This is a genomic window from Pelosinus fermentans JBW45 (assembly GCF_000271665.2).
In the GTDB taxonomy this organism is placed as follows: domain Bacteria; phylum Bacillota; class Negativicutes; order DSM-13327; family DSM-13327; genus Pelosinus; species Pelosinus baikalensis.
In genome coordinates this window covers 3,319,445-3,342,748 of sequence record NZ_CP010978.1, presented here as the reverse complement: position 1 = coordinate 3,342,748, position 23,304 = coordinate 3,319,445, and the positions used below count along the sequence as shown (strand labels likewise).

The 23,304-nt window shown below is 39.1% G+C and carries 22 protein-coding genes and 3 riboswitches; of the genes, 20 read left to right on the top strand and 2 right to left on the bottom strand.

Annotation, left to right across the window (positions count from 1 at the left end):
- Positions 1-138 precede the first annotated feature (138 nt).
- The 17 genes from JBW_RS25010 (at position 139) to thiC (ending at position 18,470) form a co-directional block, all read left to right on the top strand.
- Positions 139-516 carry a hypothetical protein gene (locus JBW_RS25010; RefSeq protein ID WP_158453461.1) on the top strand — a complete coding sequence of 126 codons (378 nt, stop codon included), beginning with the start codon at positions 139-141 and terminating at the stop codon, positions 514-516.
- Positions 517-1,068: 552 nt separating this feature from the next.
- Entirely contained in the window at positions 1,069-1,809 is a 741-nt protein-coding gene (gene pdaB, locus JBW_RS14820) for a polysaccharide deacetylase family sporulation protein PdaB (RefSeq protein WP_007957817.1), read from the top strand.
- A gap of 148 nt (positions 1,810-1,957) precedes the next feature.
- Positions 1,958-3,061, top strand: coding sequence for an aminofutalosine synthase MqnE (mqnE, locus tag JBW_RS14815; RefSeq protein ID WP_007957815.1), 1,104 nt, complete (start codon positions 1,958-1,960; stop codon positions 3,059-3,061).
- Positions 3,054-3,893, top strand: a complete 840-nt coding sequence (locus JBW_RS14810; RefSeq protein WP_007957813.1) for a menaquinone biosynthetic enzyme MqnA/MqnD family protein — start codon at positions 3,054-3,056, stop codon at positions 3,891-3,893. Before mqnE ends, JBW_RS14810 begins: the two co-directional genes overlap by 8 nt.
- Positions 3,890-4,924 (top strand): cyclic dehypoxanthinyl futalosine synthase, encoded by a 1,035-nt coding sequence (gene mqnC, locus JBW_RS14805; RefSeq protein ID WP_007957811.1) that lies wholly within the window; start codon positions 3,890-3,892, stop codon positions 4,922-4,924. The genes JBW_RS14810 and mqnC overlap by 4 nt, the downstream gene beginning before the upstream one ends.
- A gap of 79 nt (positions 4,925-5,003) precedes the next feature.
- Positions 5,004-5,825, top strand: a complete 822-nt coding sequence (locus JBW_RS14800) for an MTAP family purine nucleoside phosphorylase (RefSeq protein WP_007957809.1) — start codon at positions 5,004-5,006, stop codon at positions 5,823-5,825.
- Positions 5,826-5,880: 55 nt separating this feature from the next.
- Complete coding sequence (gene guaA / locus JBW_RS14795) at positions 5,881-7,422, top strand: glutamine-hydrolyzing GMP synthase (RefSeq protein WP_007957807.1); 1,542 nt, start codon at positions 5,881-5,883, stop codon at positions 7,420-7,422.
- A gap of 306 nt (positions 7,423-7,728) precedes the next feature.
- On the top strand, positions 7,729-7,872 hold the full coding sequence (locus JBW_RS14790; RefSeq protein ID WP_235333790.1) for an aspartyl-phosphate phosphatase Spo0E family protein: 144 nt from the start codon (positions 7,729-7,731) through the stop codon (positions 7,870-7,872).
- 415 nt (positions 7,873-8,287) lie between these two features.
- A complete protein-coding gene (locus JBW_RS14785; RefSeq protein WP_007957800.1) occupies positions 8,288-9,337 on the top strand; it encodes an AI-2E family transporter in 1,050 nt (349 codons plus the stop codon).
- A gap of 261 nt (positions 9,338-9,598) precedes the next feature.
- Positions 9,599-11,710 (top strand): sensor histidine kinase, encoded by a 2,112-nt coding sequence (locus JBW_RS14780; RefSeq protein WP_007957798.1) that lies wholly within the window; start codon positions 9,599-9,601, stop codon positions 11,708-11,710.
- A complete protein-coding gene (locus JBW_RS14775; protein WP_007957796.1) occupies positions 11,703-13,247 on the top strand; it encodes a DUF3369 domain-containing protein in 1,545 nt (514 codons plus the stop codon). Before JBW_RS14780 ends, JBW_RS14775 begins: the two co-directional genes overlap by 8 nt.
- Positions 13,248-13,292: 45 nt before the next feature.
- Positions 13,293-13,994: a purine-nucleoside phosphorylase gene (deoD, locus tag JBW_RS14770; RefSeq protein ID WP_007957794.1), complete on the top strand. Its 702-nt coding sequence runs from the start codon at positions 13,293-13,295 to the stop codon at positions 13,992-13,994.
- A gap of 47 nt (positions 13,995-14,041) precedes the next feature.
- A riboswitch (TPP riboswitch) is annotated at positions 14,042-14,142 on the top strand.
- Positions 14,143-14,227: 85 nt separating this feature from the next.
- Positions 14,228-14,330, top strand: a riboswitch (TPP riboswitch).
- Positions 14,331-14,400: 70 nt separating this feature from the next.
- The gene (gene thiS / locus JBW_RS14765; RefSeq protein ID WP_007957792.1) at positions 14,401-14,601 is read left to right on the top strand and encodes a sulfur carrier protein ThiS; all 201 of its coding nucleotides are present in this window, start codon (positions 14,401-14,403) and stop codon (positions 14,599-14,601) included.
- A gap of 5 nt (positions 14,602-14,606) precedes the next feature.
- Positions 14,607-15,377 carry a thiazole synthase gene (locus JBW_RS14760; protein WP_036681319.1) on the top strand — a complete coding sequence of 257 codons (771 nt, stop codon included), beginning with the start codon at positions 14,607-14,609 and terminating at the stop codon, positions 15,375-15,377.
- Positions 15,378-15,387: 10 nt separating this feature from the next.
- Positions 15,388-16,491, top strand: coding sequence for a 2-iminoacetate synthase ThiH (thiH, locus tag JBW_RS14755; RefSeq protein ID WP_007957788.1), 1,104 nt, complete (start codon positions 15,388-15,390; stop codon positions 16,489-16,491).
- 30 nt (positions 16,492-16,521) lie between these two features.
- Entirely contained in the window at positions 16,522-17,172 is a 651-nt protein-coding gene (gene thiE, locus JBW_RS14750; RefSeq protein WP_007957787.1) for a thiamine phosphate synthase, read from the top strand.
- A complete protein-coding gene (thiC, locus tag JBW_RS14745; RefSeq protein WP_007957785.1) occupies positions 17,172-18,470 on the top strand; it encodes a phosphomethylpyrimidine synthase ThiC in 1,299 nt (432 codons plus the stop codon). The genes thiE and thiC overlap by 1 nt, the downstream gene beginning before the upstream one ends.
- Before the next feature lie 196 nt (positions 18,471-18,666).
- Here the strand turns inward: thiC and JBW_RS14740 are convergent, their stop codons facing one another.
- Together JBW_RS14740 and trxB are read right to left on the bottom strand one after the other, a co-directional pair.
- Positions 18,667-18,996, bottom strand: a complete 330-nt coding sequence (locus tag JBW_RS14740) for a thioredoxin family protein (RefSeq protein WP_007957783.1) — start codon at positions 18,994-18,996, stop codon at positions 18,667-18,669.
- 23 nt (positions 18,997-19,019) lie between these two features.
- On the bottom strand, positions 19,020-19,940 hold the full coding sequence (gene trxB / locus JBW_RS14735) for a thioredoxin-disulfide reductase (protein WP_007957781.1): 921 nt from the start codon (positions 19,938-19,940) through the stop codon (positions 19,020-19,022).
- Between the two features lie 230 nt (positions 19,941-20,170).
- On the opposite strand from trxB, the gene JBW_RS14730 reads away from it, so the two are divergent.
- From JBW_RS14730 to purE, 3 genes are all read left to right on the top strand, one after another.
- The gene (locus JBW_RS14730) at positions 20,171-20,818 is read left to right on the top strand and encodes a TerC family protein (protein ID WP_007957779.1); all 648 of its coding nucleotides are present in this window, start codon (positions 20,171-20,173) and stop codon (positions 20,816-20,818) included.
- 101 nt (positions 20,819-20,919) lie between these two features.
- Positions 20,920-21,021, top strand: a riboswitch (purine riboswitch).
- A gap of 258 nt (positions 21,022-21,279) precedes the next feature.
- Positions 21,280-22,647, top strand: a complete 1,368-nt coding sequence (locus JBW_RS14725) for an NCS2 family permease (protein WP_007957778.1) — start codon at positions 21,280-21,282, stop codon at positions 22,645-22,647.
- A gap of 147 nt (positions 22,648-22,794) precedes the next feature.
- Entirely contained in the window at positions 22,795-23,286 is a 492-nt protein-coding gene (gene purE / locus JBW_RS14720; RefSeq protein WP_007957777.1) for a 5-(carboxyamino)imidazole ribonucleotide mutase, read from the top strand.
- Positions 23,287-23,304 lie beyond the last annotated feature (18 nt).

Genomic DNA, 23,304 nt, shown 5'->3' with positions numbered 1-23,304 from the left:
TTTAGCAAGGGTAGAGAGCGTTGTTTCCTTATGCTGCTGTATACCTGCTCTTCACATTGATGGTGATACGAAGGATATTGTTTGCAAGGCAGCTAGATAGACAAAAAGAAAAAGCCCGATAGCTTTTTCTCTGAAACCTTGCAACAATGGAAGTTAACGGCGTGGAAAACAGGGGAAAGTAGGAGAGCATTGTCTAGGGGAACAAAACTGTCTAGGGAAGCAAAACTGTCTAGGGAAGCAAAACTGCCTAGGGAAACAAAACTGTCTAGGGAAGCAAAACTGCCTAGGGAAACAAAACTGCCTAGGGAAACAAAACTGCCTAGGGAAGCAGAAGCGACGAGGAGAGCAGACAAAGCCAACACCAACTCCAACAAATTGTCGATCATCTTCTTCCCTGTAATCGTCTTCCCAATCTTCAATTTCGGGGTCTTCCCAATTATGATCCATTTTGTAGTATCACCTCCTAATTTACCTATCGAAATATCTTCTATACATAATATGATCTACGGTAAATAAAGGTGATTAAGCGGTTAATCAATTGTTATTAGAGCATGAGGGGGAAAAATAAAAAAACCAGAGCTCTGTTTTTTAACAGTCACTCTAGTTGGTGGAATGTGCACTTCCAGAAATATAATGCCCACAATTTAAGTTATTTATACCATTATTAATAGAGAGTGAGGTAAGTGGATGATCCATAGAAACTATTTACTAAATATGCCATTAACAACATTGCCAATAAGATAAATATAGCGGATTTTGCGCAGTGACAATGGATTAGGTGTCTCATTAGAACCGCTCCTTTTGATATTCTTACAAAAATATTTTTGCCTACGATAAATACAATTATGCAGAGAAAATTGCAATTTGTATGAGGTTTACGCATTACGTTTCAGTTGTTTGAATTCCAGTTTGCGCTAGAGCTTTCAGCTGTTCATCGGAAGAACTTATTGAACTAGTTTTTATGAGAATAAAAAAGCTCTGGAATGAGCTGGCATTTTTCATTTTTCTCTTCATAATTTTCAGTTTGTATGCATACATACTATTGTATGGGGTGGGAGGGGGAAAATTATGGTTCTCAATTTGCGGCGATTATTTCATCATCGGCATTTATTTTATGGCATGGTGGGGCTCTTTGCCATTGGTGCTGTTTATGTACAAGTGGCAGAATTGATTTCTGGTGGACCAATAGCAATTGCTGGTACGCGAACAGAACGAAAGGTTGTAGCGTTAACCTTTGATCATTCTTGGGGTAATAAATTTACACCGTCCATATTGGATACCTTAAAGCAGCATAATCAGAAGGCGACCTTCTTCATCATGGGGCCATGGGCTCAAAAATATCCAGATGTGGCAAAGCGTATGGTAACGGATGGGCATGAGATTGCCAGCCATGGGTATCGTCATGAGAATTATGGGGATCGGACGAGAGAATGGGTAACAGAGGATATTGAAAAGTCACATAAATTAATTAAAGAAGTGACAGGGGTGGATGCTACCCTGATTCGACCTCCAAACGGTCATTATAATCAGCAGTCACTAAAGGCTACAGATGATCTGGGCTACAAAACCATTATTTGGAATATAGACTCGTTGGATTGGAAAAACCCTGGTAGAGATGTTATTATAGAAAGGGTAATGAAACGTTTAAAACCCGGAGGAATTATTCTTATGCATGCATCTGACACTCCGGTACAGACTGCAGATGCTCTACCTATCTTATTAGACAAAATAAAAGCAGAAGGTTATGAAATTGTTACTGTGGGTCAGCTATTAAATGAGCATGCCGAAAATGGAATACTACGTCATTGATAGATTGCTTATGAGCAATCTTATTTTTTTTGCATTCTGGGGCAGGGAAAAGGTTATAATATCGCGAAGATATATAAGTTTCATAAACCAATGAAGTGGATTGTATGGTTACGTCTTCTTTATGCGATAAATGAGGTGACAGGAAAAAATGAATATCATCGAGATCGCCTCGAGAAAAATAGATAACGGTGAGCGCTTGAATTTTACAGAGGCATTGGCACTATATCAGCACAATGATATCCTAAAGATGGCTGGCTTAGCGCGCATCGTTAAAGAGCGTAAGTCCGGTCAACATGTGTATTATAATGTGAATCGGCATATTAACTTAACCAATATATGTGTATCAGGTTGTCCGTTATGTGCTTTTGGCTGTAAAGCAGAGGATCAGAAAGCCTATGTAATGCAAAAATCGGAAGTAATTGAAATTGTAAGCCGGACAATGAGAGAAACACCTGATCTTAGTGAAATACACATGGTAAGTGCATTACATCCCGATAAACCATTTTCTTATTATTTGGATATTGTTGCGGCAGTGAAAAGGGCAGCACCGAAAGTGCATTTAAAAGCCTTTACCCCTGTGGAAATTGTTCATTTTGCTAACATCTCGCAACTGGGTATATCGGCAGTATTAGAACAACTAAAAGCAGCAGGCTTAGATTCCCTGCCAGGTGGCGGCGCGGAAATTCTAGATGATAGCGTGCGTAAGATTATCTGTCCCAATAAAGCTACGACGGCTGAATGGATTGATGTAATTACAACGGCTCATTCTCTAGGATTGCCTACCAATGCTACGATGCTCTATGGTCATGTCGAAACAATCGAACAGCGGATACAGCATTTAATTACATTGCGGGATATTCAGGATCGAACAGGCAGATTTCAAGCCTTCATTGCATTTCCTTTTCATCCTGCCAATACTGGATTCACTAACTTACAGCGAGTAAGTTCATGGGAAGATTTGAAGATGATTTCTTTAGCACGATTGGTGTTAGATAATTTTGATCATATAAAGGCATTCTGGATGATGCTGACACTGCCGATTGCCCAGCTGGCGTTAACTTTTGGTGCAGATGACCTAGATGGAACGGTTGTGGAAGAAAAGATCATTCATGCGGCTGGCGCTACTACAAAAAAAGGAATTACGAAAAAAGAGATTATCAGTTTTGTTGAAGAGACAGGTTACCTTGCAGTAGAAAGAGATACTTTTTACCGCCCACTGAAAATCTCAAGTGGAGTGAAATCATATGGATAATCAAAGCTTAGGAAATATCAAATTTATTAACTGTTTGCCACTGCACTATGGGTTATCTCACGGCGGCTTTGGAGAAAAACTTTCGATCTATTCAGCAACTCCGGCCCAGCTTAATCAACTAATAGTTACGGAACAATTAAATATTAGTCCTGTATCTTCTATTATATATGCACAAAACAGTGAGAAATTAGTGGTGCTTCCCAATGTGTCCATCAGTGCAGAGAAAGCATTAGAAAGTATTATCTTAGTATCAAAACATCCCATTGAGCAGTTAAAGCAGGCTCGTATTGCACTGACATCCAAATCAGCGACTTCTCATGGATTGTTAAAAATCATTATGCATCATGCATATCAAGCTTCCCCGGAATATTTTGTCAGCCCCTTGTCTCTTGACGAAGGGGTATTAGATGATGCAGAGGCAGTATTATTTATTGGTGATGATGCTCTTATGGCTTATCATCATCAATTGAATGGCTACTATTATTATGATCTGGGAGGGGAGTGGAAAAACCTCACCGGACTTCCTATGGTATATGCGGTATGGGTAGTCAATCGTAAGTTTGCTGATCTAAATAAGGACTATGTACAAATGGTATATGAGAAAGTGACTGGAGGATTTCAATATGGTCTAACTCATATAGCGGATGCTGCTCATACCTTGCAAGATACGTTCTCTTTAACAGCGGCACAAATTGTTCATTATATTGGCTTGCTCAACTATCAATTTAGCCCTGCTCATGAACAGGCTTTATTGACATATTATAGAATGGCTCATGATTTAGGGTTAAGTCCTAACATAACAGAGATTGAGTTTGCAAAGGTGGTAAAATGAGTAGGATACTAGCAACGAATCAAGCTGTAGAGATGTTATCTACTGGAGATATTTTAGAACTGGGACAGGCAGCAAATGAAATGCGGCAGAGGATGCATCCGGGAAATGTAGTTACCTTTATTATTGATCGTAACATCAACTATACAAATATCTGTACAAGTGAATGCCGATTTTGCGCTTTTTATCGCAGGCAAGGACATCCCGATGGCTATACCCTATCTCAAGCTACTATCTTTGATAAGTTGAAAGAAACCATTGAAGCAGGTGGTACGCAGGTCATGCTCCAAGGTGGTCTAAATCCAGCCTTGGGCTTGGATTATTATGTTGAATTACTTACCTATATCAAAAAGAATTTTAATATTGCCATTCACTCTTTTTCCCCTGCAGAAATTGTTCATATTGCAAAAAAAGAAGGGCGATCGGTAATTGAAATATTAGAAGCGCTAAAAGCGGCGGGTTTAGACTCGTTGCCAGGCGGCGGTGCTGAGATCTTGGTGGATGAGGTGCGGCAAAGAGTCAGTCCTAAAAAAATTAGCGCTGGAGATTGGTTGGCGGTTATGGAAGCTGCCCACAAGGTAGGGCTTGAAACAACAGCGACGATGGTGATTGGTATGGGAGAATCCTATGCCCAGCGTATGGAACACATGGAAAAGATAAGGAATCTGCAGGAGAAAACAGGAGGCTTTCGCGCTTTTATTATTTGGTCCTATCAACCTGGCAATACAGAGCTGGGTGGGGAAAAAGTATCTACTTGGGACTATTTAAAGACACTGTCTGTAGCTAGATTGTATTTCCACAATATCAAACACATTCAAGGTTCCTGGGTAACCCAAGGGCAGAATATTGGGCAATTGACATTAGCTTTTGGTGCTAATGATTTGGGCAGTATTATGCTGGAAGAAAATGTGGTCAAGGCTGCCGGAACATCTTTTCAAATGTCAATTGAAAAGATGGTAGCTCTCATTGGCGAAACTGGCAAACAACCAGCGCAGCGTGATACACAGTATAATATAATACGAACCTTTGAGTAAGAGTATTTTAACGTAATAATAAAAATTGATATGTATTGATAATTTTTTAAAAGGTCAATACATAGTAAGGATGGTTAGTGTGGATATACAGGCAGACTATGCGGTAATTGGCGGCTCAGGAACCTTATCGAGTAATTTTCCTTTAGGAAGCAGTGATCCGGGTGTAGTAATGATTGATGATCATGTACAGTTTGCTACACCCTATGGACTTAGCCCTATCTTTTCCTTGTTTAGCGTGGATGATTGCCAAGTGCTTACGTGCAAAATGCACGGTTGGCGCAGCGGGGTGAGTCGGGCGGATGCTTCAAGGCAAATCTTTTGGGTCTTTCGTAAGGTGGGTGTAAAGCGTATCATCAGCGAAGGTGGTGTAGGTACTGCAAATCACCTATTAGATCCTCGTGATTTTGTAATACCAGATGATTATCTTGATCTATCCGTACGTAAAGATGTGGAGCTGGATGGTAAATATCTACTCATTATGAGAGAAGCATTGTGTGCTGAAGTGCGCAGCACGTTAGTGAAAGCTACTCGCAAACATTATGACGGTCGTATTTTTACTCGGGGTATTTATGCAAATACTGATGGTCGTCACTTTGAAAGTCCGGCAGAGGTTGCGATGATGAAAGGGCATGCTGATATTATTGGTCAGAGTATCTGCCCAGAGGTGTATTTAGCAAGGGAAATTGGGGCATGTTATGCAGGACTTTACTTTGTAGTCAATTATGGTGAAGGATTGGTCAAAGAATGGTCGCATCAGGATTTAAAGGATATTTTTTATGATGATGCTCCGATGATTAGTAGGATCATTTTAGATACAATTCGGAATTTGTCGGTAACAGGAAAATGTGCCTGCGGCGATTTACGGAAGGAAACTTTGCTAAAGGGCATTTACAATAAGTAGCATTGTATGCTATATTTTGATTTAATATCTACATGTAGGAGGAATCTTTTTTACTATGCAAAATAAGCAAAATCAATTAATTCTAATTATGGACTTCGGTGGTCAGTATAGTCAGCTGATTGCCAGACGGATTCGTGAGTGCGGCGTGTACTGTGAAATTGTGTCATTTAAGACATCAATTGAAAAAATAAAATCTATGAGTCCCATTGGTATTGTTTTTTCTGGTGGTCCTTCCAGTGTGTATGGAGATAAAGCACCGAAATGTGATCCGCAAATCTTTGATTTGAACATTCCTATTTTGGGGATTTGTTATGGAATGCAATTAACAGCTTACACCTTAGGTGGCAAAGTTGCACATTGTGAATCGCGTGAATATGGCAATACACGTTTATTAATTGATAAAAATACAGATATCTTTTCGGAGTTAGGATCAGAAACACAAGTATTGATGAGCCATGGTGATTATATTGAAACGCCTCCAGCTAATTTTGTGGTTACAGCACATACGGCTAATACTCCAGTGGCAGCAATGGCGAATGCACTGCGTAACATCTATGGCGTACAATTCCATCCAGAAGTAGTACATACGCCAGAAGGAATGAAAATAATCCGGAACTTCTTATTTGATATCTGTCAATGCCGTGGCGATTGGAATATGGGTTCTTTTGTGGATCAGGCGATTGCAGCCATCCGCAAACAAGTGGGCAATAAACGTGTGCTTTGTGCCTTAAGTGGCGGTATTGATTCCTCGGTAGCTGCTGTATTAGTGCATCGGGCTGTTGGTGATCAATTAACTTGTGTATATGTTAACCACGGTTTTATGCGTAAGAATGAATCGGAGCAGGTGGTTAAAACCTTCCGTGATGGATTTAATATGAATCTGGTATATGCCAATGTTCCTGAGCGCTTTATGAATCGTATTGCCGGAGTCACAGAGCCGGAAGCAAAACGTAAAATTATTGGTGACGAATTTATTCGCGTATTTGAAACGGAAGCCAATAAATTAGGAGACATAGACTTTTTGGTGCAGGGTACTTTGTATCCTGATGTCATTGAAAGCGGCACGGATACGGCTGCTGTCATTAAAAGTCACCATAATGTAGGCGGCTTACCGGAAGATATGAAGTTTGCATTGGTGGAACCATTACGTGATTTATTTAAAGATGAGGTTAGGGCACTGGCTAGAGAACTGAATTTGCCAGAAGAAATTGTATGGCGTCAACCTTTTCCTGGTCCTGGTCTTGCGATTCGGATTATCGGAGAAATTACAGAAGAACGTTTGGAAATCTTGCGTGAAGCGGATGCAATTGTTCAAGAGGAAATTAAAAAAGCGGATATGTATCGCAAAGTATGGCAATCCTTTGCTATCTTGCCTGCCATGAAGAGTGTTGGTGTTATGGGGGATGAGCGTACCTATGCTTATACAGTCGGATTGCGTATCGTGTCCAGTGAAGATGGTATGACAGCTGATTGGGTAAGAATGCCATATGAAGTACTAGATCAGATTTCTCGTCGTATTGTAAATGAAGTAAAAGGTGTAAATCGCATTGTGTATGATGTTACATCAAAACCGCCTTCTACAATTGAGTGGGAATAAACAATAAAATGCCTTGCAACCTTTATGATATAAGGGGGTTGCAAGGCATTTTTTTATGAAGCGTACTATAATTAAGATCAAGCTGCATCTGGTAAAAGGTGAAGATGTTTGTATAAGATATACTTGTAAGGTCATGGATAGCAGGTTTATTTATATGATGATGAAGGAAAAGGGGTTATTGAATATAAATAGGAAAATAAAGTTTATCTGAGAACTGTACTTCGACAAATTTTGTATTAATGTATACATTATAATGATTAATGTATAAAAAATAGAAAGGAAATTGTCATGAAAAATTTATGGTATATGATAGATCGCTTACGCGAAGAGATGCACGTAATGGCACTCAAAAAGGGAATATCACATCCAGACGTTTTAGTGGTTAGTCAGAGGCTGGATGAAGCAATAAATGAATTTTATAATGTTGACTTAACTCGAAAAGCTGGATAAGAATGAATTAAATATTTGCCTAGCGTGATGGTTGGGCAAACACTTATTAAGGCGCCTAGAAACCTTATTAAGGGCTTGTAGGCGCTTTAATATGAAGCATACTAAAAAAATACTGTTTTTATAGATTGAGCTTTTGCTGTTTCGTTATGAAGATTCTTTCTAAGATAGGTTGATTTGTAATAAAACTGATATATATGTTATAGTTAAGAGAAGGCTGCAACAAAAGATGGAATGAAATATGTGAAGATGAGTAAGAATTTTTAACGTCACAACAGATGTGACGTTTTTATTCATAGCTAAGATAGAAAAGGCGTAAAAATTGTTATATAATGTGAAGCGTGGCTAAAATCTGAAGGAACGTAATGGTGTTTGAGAATTTTACTATGCTGATCCTTGCTGATAAGGGGAGATAATTATGGTTAGTGATAATAAGAGAATGACTCCATTACAGTGGGGGACGCTCTGGAAAGATTGTATTTTTATTTTTTTCATATTTTTTATTGGTTTGGTATCGGTGTTATATATATATGCTAAATCCTTATTAATACTTTTATTTGTTACTGCATTATTGTTTATCTTGCTCGATCCGATAGTGCTTCGGCTTTCTCGTTCAATTTCCCGTGGAGTGGCAGTACTCTTGGCTTTATTCGGTTTTTTTGGTGTGCTGGTAGTGCTGATGAGTGTGATTTTTCGCACCATATTACCTGATTTAGCAGGTTTTATCCGCGAGTTTCCAGGCTTTATTATTCATTTTGATTCTTCTGTTGTGGTTAATATGCTACCCGCTGAATTTGCAGAGTATGGCAATCAGGTGTTGCGTGATACGGTTGTTTTTGCCGTGAATATGGTGAAAGAATCGGTGATACCTTTAATTCGTACTTTTTCAGGAGTTGCAGAAATGATTGCAGTACCTTTCTTAACTTTTTATTTATTAAAAGATGGGCGAAAGATTGCCTCTTCTATAGCAGAATTTTTACCACCTTTACAGGTTAAGCGCTTTACTGCTTTTTTTGGTGATATTAATATTGTGCTGGGCGGTTATATCAGAGGACAGATGTTAATTTCTATTTTTTCAGGTTTTGTTGTGTTCCTGGGAAGTTATATTTTTGGTCTGCCTTATGCTCATGTTTTGGCATTAGTATCTGCTTTATCGGAGTTTGTACCTGTTATTGGTTCTATAATAGCCACGGTTCCAGGTACTTTGCTTGCCTTGTCCTATTCTCCCTTGTTAGCTTTTAAAGTACTGCTATTTTATATTGTTTTATTAAAGGTAAATCATAATATTATATATCCCAAAGTAGTCGGCAAGGCGATTAAGGTTCACCCTGTATTTATCATGGTTACCATTTTACTTTTTGGTCATCTTTTTGGCATTACAGGAATGTTATTTGCCGTACCGACGGTTGCAGTAGGTCGAGTATGGTTAATTCATTTGCTGGATAAATCCAATACTCTTCATGAGTGATCTCTATGCTATCTGCTCTTAAAATGAAAAATGAGACTTATAACCTAATACTTAGGCTATAAGTCTCATTTTTTAGCAATAAGGAAATGAAGCTCTTCCAAAATCCAATTAAGATCTGATCTCATTGTAAAAAACGATTATTTTAGCCACGGGCAGATTGGCTGGATATGAAGATTTTCCTATGAATAGGAAGGTTCTGGATGAAAAATGGCGAAAGTTGTATAAAGAATTGAGACGTTTGATACGCAGGAGGAAATAACTGTGAAATATGCAGTTTCTTTTACGTTGCTAACGGTGCTGATTATTACATTTTTATTAGGTGGAACTTTCATTTTGCTTATTAAGCAAGAAATAGCAGGAGAAATCATTCCTTGGTCAAGATATAAGGATGGGAGTATTGCCATTTCAGAGGCTAATGACAATGATCGATTATACCATAAAGACAGAAAAAAAATTTTGGTACTTCATTCCTATCATTCGGAAATGCCTTGGGTAAAATTAGAAGAACAGGGCATTAAGTCGGTCTTTCAACAAGATAAGCAGGCAGTACTGTATTTTGATTATATGGATACGAAACAGAATATTACTTCTGATTATTTAGACAGTTTATACAAGCTCTATGAGCAAAAATACAAAGGAAAGAAATTTGATGCAGTCATTGTTACGGATAATGCGGCTTATGATTTTGCATTAGCACATCAGCAAACACTTTTTCCTTCTACCCCGATCATTTTTTGTGGTGTAAATTATTTTGATGAGGCTGATATACAAGATAAAGCATGGGTAACTGGTATCATTGAGGACGTTGATATAAAGGGTACGATTGAAGCGGCCTTATCGTTACAGCCACAGTTGACAAAAATTGTTGTTATCAATGATGAGACGACAGTTGGTAAAGCCAACAAGCAATTACTCGAAAAAATCATGCCTAACTTTGATAGCAAAATACAGTTTGTTTTTCTAGAGAAAATGGCGATGTCTGAAGTATTAGAGAAGATAGCTGCTCTTTCTGATGATACAGCAGTCTTGCTGATGACTTTCAATGTGGATAAAGATGAAACTATTTTTAGCTATGAAGAAGCAGGGGAACTAATTGGAGCAAATAGTAAGGTGCCTGTATACTGCTTTTGGGATTTTTATTTAAAGTCTGGTATGTTGGGCGGTAAGGTAACCAGTGGGTTTAATCAAGGGAAAATAGCTGGTGAATTAGCTCGGAAAGTTGTCTTCGAAAGAATTCCTCCAGTTGATCTACCTGTGATAAAGGAAAGTATTCAGCAGTATATGTTTGATTACCATGCATTGCGTAAGGCTGGAATTAAAGAAGAAACCTTGCCTGTCGGCAGTGTTGTTGTAAATAGTCCTGTTACCTTCTATGAGACATATAAATATTTAGTGTGGTTCTTAACAGTGGTATTTATGATATTGCTATTGCTGGTTGCCATATTGGCGATTAATATAAACAGTCGCAGAAAAGTTGAGGAAGAAATTCGTTATTTGAATAGGGAACTAGAGAATCAAGTGTCCGAGCGAACAAGGGCATTACAGAATACGAATTCTGCTCTGCGGCATACCTTAGAAGATTTGCAGCAAACTCGCAGTCATTTAGTGGAAGTAGAAAAGATGGCTTTATTAGGGGAGTTAGTAGCAGGTGTAGCACATGAAATTAATACGCCAGTAGGGAATAGCATTACGGCAATTTCCCATATGTCAGAGAAAACAAGTGAATTGGATCGGAAATTTTCAGATGGTCAGATGAAAAAAACGGATTTACAAATATATTTAGAGTCTTCGAATCATGTAAGTAAGATTATTTTTACGAATCTGGAACGGGCTGCTGAATTAATCCGCAGTTTCAAAAAAGTGGCAGTTGATCAATTGGTGGAAGAACGACGCAGTTTTCAATTGGAAGAATACATACAAGATGTATTGGTAAGTTTGAGACCGCAATTAAAAAAGACCCATCACAAGGTAAATGTGAATTGTCCAGAGGCAATTAAAGTCTATTGGTATCCCGGGGCTTTTTGGCAAATCATTTCGAATATGTTAAATAACTCTATCATGCATGCTTACGAGCCAGATGATGCTGGCACGATTTCCATTGGAATTTCTTACTCAGATGGGATCATCACCTTAACCTATGCAGATGATGGAAAAGGGATGGCACCGGAGGTGCAGAAGAAGATATTTGATCCTTTTTTTACCACTCGTCGAGGTACTGGCGGTACTGGTCTTGGTATGCATATCGTATACAACTTGGTTGTTTTTAAAATGGAGGGTACAATTGAATGTGCCAGTCAGTTAGGGGTTGGTACTGTGTTTACAGTAAAACTTCCTGAACGTATCCAAGGAAAAGGAGAAACGAATCATGTATGATGAATTATTATTTGCAGATGAAACCGATGTAGTAGAACCAAAGATAGTTGATAAGATAAAGGTTTTAATTGTTGATGATGAAGAAGAAGTGCATATTGTTACGAAGCTCGTATTAAACGATTTTGTTTTTGAAGGAAAAATGATTGAGCTGCTCAGCGTTTACTCTGCCAGTGAGGCGAAGGAAGTATTGCTTAAGCATGAAGATATTGCCCTTATTTTATTAGATGTAGTTATGGAAAGGGCGGATGCTGGTCTGCAGCTGGTGAAGTATATTCGGGAAGTGATGGGCAATAACCTAGTTCGGATTGTATTACGTACAGGGCAGCCAGGGGAAGCCCCGGAGGCAAGAGTCATTGTAGAATATGATATTAATGATTATAAAGAAAAGACAGAGCTGACAGCGCAAAAGCTGCTGACAACTTTGATTTCTGCTTTGCGTTCCCATCGAGATTTATTGACAATTGCCATGAATAAAAAAGGTTTAGAAAAGATTATTGAGTCTTCACCGGAAATTTTCCGCATGCAATCGATGCAGAATTTTGCAACTGGCGTATTAATGCAGTTGATTGCTATGTTAAGGCTAAACAAAAATAGTTTGTATTTGAAAGTATCCAGCTTTGCTGCTACCTGTAAAAAAGATGGTGAAATTAAAGTATTGGCAGCAACTGGTGATTTTCACATACAAAATTATGAGAAGCTTTCTCAAGAGATACATGACAAGCTGGACTATGTCCTGGCGGCAAAACAAAGTATATTCTTAGAAGATTATTTTATCTTATATTGGCAAAGTGTTGATGAACATGTATATTTGATTTACATGGAAGGCGATCAAAGACTTAGCGATCTGGACCGACGCCTATTAGATGTTTTTTGTCTGAATGTTTCATCTGCTTTTGAAAATTTGAAACTGCATTTAGAGATGTATGATACGCAGCGGGAAGTTTTCTTTCGTCTGGCGGAGGTGGCAGAAACAAGATCCAAAGAAACGGGCAATCATGTACGGCGTGTAGCAGAATATGCTCGTCTTTTAGCAATGAAATACGGGTTGTCAGAAAAAGATGTAAATACCCTTCACTTAGCTGCTCCCATGCATGATATCGGCAAATTGGGTATACCTGATGAAATCTTAAATAAACCAGGGAAATTAACGCCAAAAGAGTTTGAAATTATTAAGCTTCATGCTAATATTGGATATGATATGTTAAAGGGGTCCCATTTGCATATGTTGCAGGCAGCGGCTATTATTGCAAAAGAACATCATGAGCGATATGATGGAACAGGATATTCTTCTGGATTACAAGGTAATGAGATTCATATTTTTGCTAGAATAACAGCCGTAGCGGATGTGTTTGATGCGCTGAGCTGTAACCGGGTATATAAGAAAGCTTGGCCATTGGAAGATGTATTATCTTATTTCCAGGAAGCTAAAGGAGGGCAGTTTGATCCTGAATTGGTAGAGTTGCTTTTTAGCAATTTAGATGAATTCTTGCAGGTGCAGGAAAAATTTGCAGATGATTTTCATCATACAAGTGTTTAAAAATAGGCAGAATAATGCTTAATTAAATGGAGGTTGAAATACAACATGAGTCTACATATTAATGCAAAAAAAGGTGAAATTGCCAATACGGTGCTAATGCCTGGTGATCCTCTAAGGGCTAAATTTATTGCTGAGAACTTTTTAGAAGATGCAGTTTGCTATAATGAGGTTCGGGGCATGTATGGATACACTGGATTTTATAATGGGAAAAAAGTTTCAGTGCAAGGTTCTGGAATGGGAATTCCTTCCATATCGATTTATGCTAGTGAACTAATGACAAGTTATGATGTGAAAAATATTATTCGTATTGGTACTTGTGGTTCGCTGCAAGAGCACGTAAAGATCAAAGATGTTGTTTTGGCTATGGCAGCATCTCACGATTCCAATATTAATCTTCAACGTTTTGCAGGTATGACCTATGCACCGACTGCCAGCTTTCAGCTATTAAAAAAAGCATACGATGTTGCTGCGAGTTTAGGGATTGAAGCAAAAGTGGGGAATGTGTTAACAACCGATACGTTTTATCATGATGACCCTGAAGATTGGAAACGCTGGATGAAATTCGGTGTTTTGGCAGTAGAAATGGAGACGGCAGGGTTATATACCTTAGCTGCCAAACATGGTGTAAGTGCTTTGACCATTGTTACAGTGAGCGATAGCTTAGTAACAGGTGAGGCTACATCGGCAGCAGAACGTCAAACCACTTTTACGCAAATGATGAAAATTGCTCTTTCGATGGCAGAATAAAAACATTGCATATTAGAGGTACCTGTATTATACTTTAGTCAATCGAATAATAATGCTAGGGGAGCCGTTTGGCAGAGCGGGAAGAAATTCCTGACCCTTTGAACCTGATGTGGTTAGTACCAACGTAGGGAAGCTGCTTTATATTTATAGCAATTGATATAAGCTTATCCTTTTTGGGGGTAAGCTTTTTTATTTAGAAATAAATCAGTATAATACGATTCGAAAACAATTGAATAATTGGCTGGGGGAGCCGTTTGGCAGAGCGGGAATAAAAATTCCTGACCCTTTGAACCTGATGTGGTTAGTACCAACGTAGGGAAGCTGTTTTTATATATTTTATATAAATATTGATAAAAGCTTATCCTCTTTGGATAGGCTTTTTTATTATATTGAGGAGGTGAATGGGGTGGAGGTAGTGTTAAATGGAACAGTTGCGAATGTAGATAAGGAGATGAATTTGTGGGAGTTTTTGCTTTCTAAGGAACTGGATCTTGAAACAATTATTGTAGAATATAATGAGGTAATTGTAAAAAAGCAAGAATGGAATATGATTATTCTGCAAGATAAAGATCGTTTAGAAGTATTGAAATTTGTTGGCGGAGGTTGATTAAAATAATGGATCAATTAGTAATTGGCGGTAGAAGCCTGCAAAGTCGTTTATTTATTGGTACAGGTAAGTATTCAGCAGATACGCTGATTCCTGAGGTTGTTAAAAAATCTGGCTCAGAGGTTATAACAGTGGCGTTACGCAGGATTGATTTTAATTCTCCTACGGGGAATGTGATGGATCATATTCCTTCCGGCATGCAGCTATTACCTAATACTTCTGGGGCCAGAAATGCCCAAGAAGCAATACGGATCGCTCGCTTAGCAAAAGCGGCGGGGTGTGGTAATTGGATTAAAATAGAAGTCATTTCGGATAATAAATATTTGCTGCCCGATGGTTACGAAACCATTAAGGCCACAGAAGTTCTAGCAGGAGAAGGGTTCGTTGTATTACCTTATATCAGTCCGGATTTAATGGTGGCTAAGCAACTAGTTGAAGTTGGTGCAGCGGCAGTTATGCCCCTGGGTGCGCCGATTGGCAGTAATCGAGGATTAAAAACCAAGGAACTTCTGAGAATTCTGATAGAGGAAATTGCTTTGCCTGTAATTGTTGATGCAGGTATTGGTAAGCCTTCGGATGCCTGTGAGGCTATGGAAATGGGAGCAGCAGCTTGTTTGTTAAATACTGCTATTGCCAGTGCCAACCAGCCAGAATTAATGGCGGAGGCATTTGGCATGGCTGTAGCTGCTGGACGAAAAGCGTATTTGGCAGGACTGGGACGTTCTGAGAAGTATGCTAGTTCATCATCACCTCTTACAGGATTTTTACATAATTAAGGGGGAGAATATGAGTTTTTATGATGAGTATTTACAGTATTCAAACGCTGATATGGAAGAAGTCTTTCAGCATACAACTTCTGCAGACATTGAAAGGATTATTGGAAAAGACAGATTGACCCCAAGGGATTTTCTAGCCTTACTGTCACCTAAAGCAGAAGATTATTTGGAATGGATGGCACAAAAAGCGAATCAATTGACGGTACAGAACTTTGGACGTGTCATTTTACTTTATACGCCAATGTATTTGTCAGATTACTGCACGAATAAATGTACGTATTGTGGCTTTAACGTAACCAATGCCTTTACTCGTAAACAATTGACCATGGAAGAAGTGGAAAAAGAAGCGCAAACGGTTGCAGCTTCAGGGATTCAGCACATTCTAATTCTTACAGGTGATGCTCCTGCCATTGCGGGTGTTCCTTACATGAAAGAGTGTGTGGCAATCTTAAAGCGCTATTTTTCATCCATTGCGATCGAAGTCTATGCGATGGAAGAAGAAGAATACGCTCAATTAATGGAAGCAGGGGTAGAAAGCATGACGATGTACCAGGAAACATATAATCCGATTCTGTATGATCGTCTTCATGTAAAAGGTCCTAAGAAGGACTATCGTTACCGTTTAGATGCACCGGAGCGAGCTTGTAAGGCTGGCATGCGAGCGGTTAATATTGGTGCTTTATTAGGTCTTGATGATTGGCGGAGGGATGGTTTTTTTACAGGACTGCATGCTAATTATTTGCAAAATAAATATCCGGGTGTCGAAGTGAGTATTTCCTTGCCTCGCATACGTCCTACTATGGGGAACTGCGAGACGGGAAATAGTGTAAATGATAAAAGCATCGTGCAATTTATGACGGCTTTTCGCTTGTTTATGCCAAGGGCGGGTATGCCTCTTTCTACCAGAGAAAATGCAGAATTCCGCAATCACGCGATTAAATTAGGTATTACCAAAATGTCTGCCGGTGTACAGACGGCCGTAGGGGGGCATATTGATAGCCAGGAAAACTCTGGTCAGTTTGCTGTCTCTGACACTCGCAATGTAAAAGAAATGTCAGATGCGATCCTGCAATTAGGATATCAGCCTGTGTTTAAAGATTGGCAAGCTATATGACGAAGAAACAAAAGGGGGGGAGTGAGTGGTATGAACCGGAAGAATCCTTTACCTACTGATTTATATTGTATTACAGCAGAAGACTATTCTTTAGGGCGCAGCAATGTTGAGATCGTAAAACAATGGATTGCTGCGGGCATCAAGGTAATTCAATATCGTGAAAAAGACAAGGATATGAAAAAAAAGTATGAAGAATGCAAGATCATACGGGAACTAACCAAAGAGGCTGGCGTTATGTTCATTGTAAATGATGATATTGATTTGGCTATGATGGTACAGGCTGATGGAGTACACATTGGCCAAGATGATTTTCCCTTAGAAGCTGTACGACAGCTGGTTGGCGATCAAATGATCATTGGTATTTCTACTCATTCGCCGGAGCAAGCACAAGGCGCAGTCAAATCCGGGGCTGATTACATAGGGGTAGGACCCATTTTTAAAACCTCCACCAAGAAAAACGTGTGCGATCCAGTTGGTTTAGAATATTTGAAATATGTAGTTGATAATATATCCATTCCTTCTGTGGCGATTGGAGGAATCAAAGAAAGTAATGTGATCGAGGTTGTTCATTGTGGTGCAAAATGTATTGCCATGGTAACAGAAATCACTCAGGCTCAAGATATTGGCAAAAAGATTAATGGGATCAGAAAAATAATAAAAGACATGGAGGAGAAAAAATAATGGCTTATACCACACAAATGGATGCAGCGAAACAAGGCATTGTAACGAAAGAGATGACCGCGGTGGCTCTTAAGGAGAACGTAGACGTCGCTGTATTGCTGCAATTAGTGGCTCAAGGAAAGATTGCCATACCTGCGAATAAGAATCATACTTCACTTGATCCAGCAGGCGTTGGACAAGGACTAAGTACAAAAATCAATGTTAATTTAGGTGTGTCAGAAGATTGCTGCGATATTGAGCAGGAAATCTGTAAAGTAAAAAAGGCGATTGAATTAAAAGCAGACGCGATTATGGATTTAAGCTGTTTTGGCAAAACCCGGGAATTTCGCCGCAGGTTAATTGAATTTTCACCAGCGATGATTGGTACGGTTCCCATGTATGATGCTGTTGGTTTTTTGGATAAGGAACTGAAACATATTACTGCGGAAGAATTTTTATCTGTGGTTAAGAGGCATGCAGAAGATGGCGTGGACTTTATGACCATTCATGCTGGACTAAATCGTGAAACAGCAAAGAAAGTTAAGCAGGAAAAAAGGCTCACAAATATTGTATCCAGGGGTGGTTCGTTACTATTTGCCTGGATGGAATTAAACAATCAGGAAAATCCTTTTTATGAGTACTACGATAAAGTATTAGATATTTGTGCTGAACATGATGTTACGATTAGTCTGGGAGATGCCTGCAGGCCTGGATGTACTCAAGATGCAACAGATGCGTCTCAAATCCACGAATTAATTGTATTAGGGGAATTAACCAAACGAGCTTGGGCAAAAAATGTACAAGTCATTGTAGAAGGACCTGGTCATATGCCTTTGAATCAAATTACAGGTAACGTGATGCTGCAGAAAAAATTATGTCATGGTGCGCCATTTTATGTACTGGGACCTTTGGTTACGGATGTGGCACCCGGATATGATCATATTACCAGTGCCATTGGGGGAGCGATTGCTGCTGCTGCTGGTGCCGATTTCTTATGTTATGTAACCCCTGCGGAACATTTGCGGCTGCCAACTATGGAGGATATGAAAGAAGGTATTATCGCCTCGCGAATTGCTGCTCACGCTGCTGATATTGCCAAGGGAGTGCCAGGAGCACAAGAGTGGGATAATCAGATGAGTCAGGCTCGGGCTGATATTGATTTTGATAAAATGGTTGAGTTGTCCATCGACCCTGAAAAGTCAGGAAGGTACCGCAAAGAATCCTTACCGGAACACGAAGACACTTGCACCATGTGCGGTAAAATGTGCGCCATGAAAACAATGAAAAAAATCCTAAATGGCGAAGAAGTAGACATTTAAACAAAGTAAGATAAAGAAGGCAGCTTGCAGAATGAATTCTGTGAGCTGTCTTCTTTTTTGTAGAAGTTATAAGCTTTTGTAAGGGAAAAAGATGTGATCTATGAACCACAAAGGCACAATGCCGCTGCGAATCCTTTGTGTCCTTTGCGCCTTTGTGGTTCATTTTATATCTTTTGACACCCAATATTTTTCTTACCTAATCCAAAATCACTTTCAAATGTTCTTCCAGATCTTCGCGGCTTATTGCGCCACGTACTGTTTTTTTTATGGTGCCAGCTTTGTAAAAGTGCAGCGTCGGTATGGTCATTATGTTGAACTGTTGAGTTAGGCTGCGATTTTCCGAAGTATTTATTTTGCAGAACTTCACTTTCCCTGCATAATCCGCTGCTAATTCTTCGAAGATAGGCATGAGTCTTTTACAAGGGATACACCTGGGACCCCAAAAATCAAGTAATACTGGTAATTTGCTTTTAAGGACTTCTTCTTTAAAGTTCTCTTTGGTGATTACAATAATTTCATCCATCATTTCTTTCCTCCCTAAATTTATAATTAAAAATGTTCTTCTATATATTTTTCTCCATGATAGGCAGCAATGGCCCCATCGCTGACCGCAGTAACGACTTGGCGCAACAGCTTTTGCCTTACATCACCCACTGCGTAAATTCCTGGGATATTGGTACGCATGAATTCGTCTGTTTGGATATATCCTTCTTCCGTAAGTTCTATAAGGCTCTTAACAAAAGAGGTATTTGGTTCATTGCCGACATAAATAAAGATACCATTGACTGGCATTTCAGTAAGCTGCTTAGTTAGTAAATTTCTAAGGATGACGTTTTGGACCATCTCGTCTCCCCTAATTTCATGAATTACAGTATTCCAGATGAATTCTAATTTGGGGTTTGTCAGTGCTCTGTCTTGGATGATTTTTGTAGCTCGCAGCGCATCTCTACGATGTACTAGGCTAACTTTGTTAGCAAATCTAGTAAGATAGCAGGCTTCTTCAACGGCAGAATTTCCCCCGCCTACGACGACGATATTAGATGCTTCATAAAAAGGGCCATCACAAGTGGCACAGTAGGAGACGCCGCGAGTGCGATAGGTAAGTTCACCTGGGCAGTTTAACGGTTTTGGTGCAGCACCTGAAGCGATGATGATAATTTTGCCGATGAAATCACCTTTTGTGGTTTTAACAATACGGTATGGATCTGCAAGCTCTAAACCTAGTACTTTGGTAAGTAAAGGCTTTGCACCAAATCGCAGTGCTTGCTCTTCCATCTGCAGGGATAAATCAAAACCACTGATGCCACGAGAAAATCCTGGATAATTCTCTATTTCATCCGTGGCAGCTACTTGACCGCCTGCTCCTAGAGTTTCCAGGTATAACGTACTCAGTTTGCTCCTGGCACTATATAAGGCTGAGGTTAAACCAGCAGGTCCTGCACCAATGATAATGACGTCATAAGATTGCATGAGAAATCTCCTTTACAGTACTAAAATATATTAATTCCAATACCTTACAATGTTTCCTGCACCGCACAGTTCTAGCGTAGTGCAGAGGCTTTAAAATCTACATGGGAATAAATAATAAGGGAATACTAATAAATAACAAAAGGAATTTCTTACATTATATTCGGGTTACAAAGCAAAGAAAACTTGTCCTCCTATAAATTAAAAATTTACATAAAAAGGCGGTCGGCGGGATGGAATATGGATTGCAATTGTTTAGTATTGTACTCATTAATCTTTTGCTCAGCGGCGATAACGCCCTGGTCATTGCGCTTGCTAGCCGCAATTTACCTCTTCAACAGCAGAAAAAGGCTATGTTGTATGGTTGTATTGGTGCCATTGTTCTTAGGGTTGCCTTAACCTTCGTTGCTATTTTTTTACTGAAAATACCTTATTTGCAAATGATAGCGGGCATCTTGTTATTATGGATTGCCATTAAGCTAATGGCAGACCAAAAGGGCTGTGAGCAGCGTTTGGCCGGAAAGAAAAGTGTGAGCGGAGTGATTAAGACCATTATCACTGCTGATTTTGTTATGAGCCTTGATAATGTAATAGCCATTATTGGCATAGCAAAGGACAATATAGGCCTAGTAGTCCTCGGACTGGCTATTAGCATACCCATCATTATCTGGGGAAGCAAATTCGTCTGTGCGTTAATGCAAAAATGGCCAATTATCATTAGCTTTGGTTCCTTCTTCTTAGGGTGGACAGCTGCTCAGATGATCCTATCAGATCACTATATAGTTCTCTTAATGGGTTCTTATTTTTGGGCGAATGATCTTATTTCTGGGATTAGTGGCTTATTTGTTGTCGCTATTGGTAAAATTTTAGGGAAAAAATAGAAGTGCATAGTAAGTACTATTATAAAAACCGAACAATATATAATGAAAAAATAAAAATGTTCATAGTTTATTGACAGGTGTTTTGATATGCTATAAAATAAGACAGTAAACAGAATATAACTCGTATATTTTTGAGAATAAGGCTCAAGCGTTTCTACCAGATAACCGTAAATTGTCTGACTACGAGTGAAAGTGTACCTAGGGTTCCGCATGACAAAAACAGAGAATCTCTGTTTTCTTATGGTCTGTGACCAAGTGGTACAGGCACTATGACAGTGTTACACCGATGGGATAAAAACCCGGGCGGGGAGGTTTCGCTCATGACCTGAAGCGATTCTCCCTGCCCGGGTTATTTTTTGCGTTGGAGGTGATACTAGTAATACAAAAGAAAAATAAAAAAATGATGAAAATTTTCATATAGCGTTGATTGATATAAAAAAGGGATTGAAGGAGAGTCATATATGTTAGAACGATTATTTAAGTTAAGTGAGCGAAATACCAATGTACAAACGGAGGTAATGGCTGGTATTACTACATTTATGACAATGGCATACATATTATTTGTCAATCCCAGCATTTTAGGATCTGCTGGAATGGATAAAAATGCAGTATTGCTTGCAACTGCGATTGGTTCTGCCGTCGTTACGATGATGATGGGGATATTTGTGAATTACCCTATCGCTTTAGCACCTGGTATGGGGCTCAATGCCTTTTATGCCTTTACAGTGGTTATTGGTATGGGGATTTCTTGGCAAGTGGCTTTGGGAGCTGTATTTATTTCAGGTATTATTTTCTTAATTCTAACATTAACCCAAGTCCGCCAATTGTTAATTGAAGGCATGCCGAACTCTTTAAAACATGCGATTACCGTAGGGATTGGACTTTTTATTACAATTATTGGTTTAAAGCTGTCTGGTATTATGAATATTCGTTTATCCTTAATTCCACCAACTTTAGAAAAAATTGTTGCTGCTAAGGGGAATGGATCACCCCTATCTTTTGAGACGATTATAGAACTGGGTAAATTGGCTGATCACCATGTTTTACTAGCTGTTTTTGGTCTTATTTTCATTAGTATTTTAATGGCACGTAAGGTAAAAGGGGCTATGTTATTTGGTATTCTCATTAGTACCCTTGTTGGTATTTCAATGGGAGTCGTCAATGTTCCGACAGGATTTGTTCCTGTAGCAATTCCTGACTTTAGTAACAATGCCTTTTTTGCGCTGGATATTCCTGGTGCTATTAGTATGGGGTTAACAACGATTATCTTCACATTTACCTTTGTTGAATTATTTGATACCATGGGTACCTTGGTAGGTACTACCAGTAAAGCTGGCTTAATGAAAAAAGATGGTAAGATTCCTGGCATCGGTAAAGCCATGTTGGTAGATGCTACAGGCGTAAGTCTTGGAGCTGTTTTAGGGACAAGTACCATTACTGCCTTTGTGGAAAGTGCTGCTGGTGTAGGAGCAGGTGGTCGTACTGGCTTGACCGCTGTCGTCTGTGGGGTTTTGTTTCTTTTAGCATTGTTCTTTACTCCGGTTGTTGCCTTAATTCCTGATGCTGCGACTGCTCCTGCTCTTATTATTGTAGGTTCATTAATGATGGAAAGTGTAAAACACATCGATTTCGGTGATTTTACAGAAGCTATGCCAGCTTTCATGACTATTATTATGATGCCCTTTACCTATAGCATAGCCAATGGTATTTCTTTTGGTCTAGTGTTATATCCACTATTAAAATTAATTACTGGCCGCGGCCGGGAAGTACATTGGATTGTATATATATTAGCTGTTTTGGTTGTTGTGCGCTTATTCTTTCTTGCGTAGATAAAGTAATAAACCCAGATACTAACATAAAAAAGTATCTGGGTTTACCATTCGGTGTATAAAACGTATGTTCCATTCTCTAATCATATGAAAGTATGTAGGGATGATATAAATTTTGATAAGGATCAAAAAAAGGAGGAGCTTTTAGTGAAAGTAGCTATTATTATGGGAAGTGATTCTGATTGGTCCATTGTGCAGCCAGCAGTTGACGTATTAAAAGACTTTGGCATAGCCACAGAAGTGGTTGTAGCTTCAGCTCATCGCACACCTGACAAAGTTCATCGATTTGCAGCAGGGGCCCGAGAACGGGGCGTTGAGGTGATTATTGCCGCTGCTGGAGCAGCAGCTCATTTGCCGGGAGTGATTGCAGCATATACAACGTTGCCGGTAATTGGAATGCCTATTAATAGTACGTGCTTAAATGGTCTTGATGCATTACTTAGCATTGTACAAATGCCTGCTGGTATTCCAGTAGCTACAATGGCAGTGAATGGAGCCAAAAATGCAGCTATATTTGCGGTACAAATTATGGCTGGAAAACATGTAAAGTTGGCTGAAAAATTAGCAGAAAATCGTAGAACGATGGCTGATGAAGTAGAAGAAAAAGCAGCCAGACTTTCTACTAAATTGTTAGGATAAAAATATTAGGAGAGTGTT

Bases quoted from the DNA above. Each gene is read 5' to 3' on its own strand.
- pdaB (WP_007957817.1), top strand. From the start codon at position 1,069: ATGGTTCTCAATTTGCGGCGATTATTTCATCATCGGCATTTATTTTAT.
- mqnE (WP_007957815.1), top strand. From the start codon at position 1,958: ATGAATATCATCGAGATCGCCTCGAGAAAAATAGATAACGGTGAGCGC.
- JBW_RS14810 (WP_007957813.1), top strand. From the start codon at position 3,054: ATGGATAATCAAAGCTTAGGAAATATCAAATTTATTAACTGTTTGCCA.
- mqnC (WP_007957811.1), top strand. From the start codon at position 3,890: ATGAGTAGGATACTAGCAACGAATCAAGCTGTAGAGATGTTATCTACT.
- guaA (WP_007957807.1), top strand. From the start codon at position 5,881: ATGCAAAATAAGCAAAATCAATTAATTCTAATTATGGACTTCGGTGGT.
- JBW_RS14790 (WP_235333790.1), top strand. From the start codon at position 7,729: ATGATAGATCGCTTACGCGAAGAGATGCACGTAATGGCACTCAAAAAG.
- JBW_RS14785 (WP_007957800.1), top strand. From the start codon at position 8,288: ATGGTTAGTGATAATAAGAGAATGACTCCATTACAGTGGGGGACGCTC.
- JBW_RS14775 (WP_007957796.1), top strand. From the start codon at position 11,703: ATGTATGATGAATTATTATTTGCAGATGAAACCGATGTAGTAGAACCA.
- deoD (WP_007957794.1), top strand. From the start codon at position 13,293: ATGAGTCTACATATTAATGCAAAAAAAGGTGAAATTGCCAATACGGTG.
- thiH (WP_007957788.1), top strand. From the start codon at position 15,388: ATGAGTTTTTATGATGAGTATTTACAGTATTCAAACGCTGATATGGAA.
- thiE (WP_007957787.1), top strand. From the start codon at position 16,522: ATGAACCGGAAGAATCCTTTACCTACTGATTTATATTGTATTACAGCA.
- thiC (WP_007957785.1), top strand. From the start codon at position 17,172: ATGGCTTATACCACACAAATGGATGCAGCGAAACAAGGCATTGTAACG.
- JBW_RS14740 (WP_007957783.1), bottom strand. From the start codon at position 18,996: ATGATGGATGAAATTATTGTAATCACCAAAGAGAACTTTAAAGAAGAA.
- trxB (WP_007957781.1), bottom strand. From the start codon at position 19,940: ATGCAATCTTATGACGTCATTATCATTGGTGCAGGACCTGCTGGTTTA.
- JBW_RS14730 (WP_007957779.1), top strand. From the start codon at position 20,171: ATGGAATATGGATTGCAATTGTTTAGTATTGTACTCATTAATCTTTTG.
- JBW_RS14725 (WP_007957778.1), top strand. From the start codon at position 21,280: ATGTTAGAACGATTATTTAAGTTAAGTGAGCGAAATACCAATGTACAA.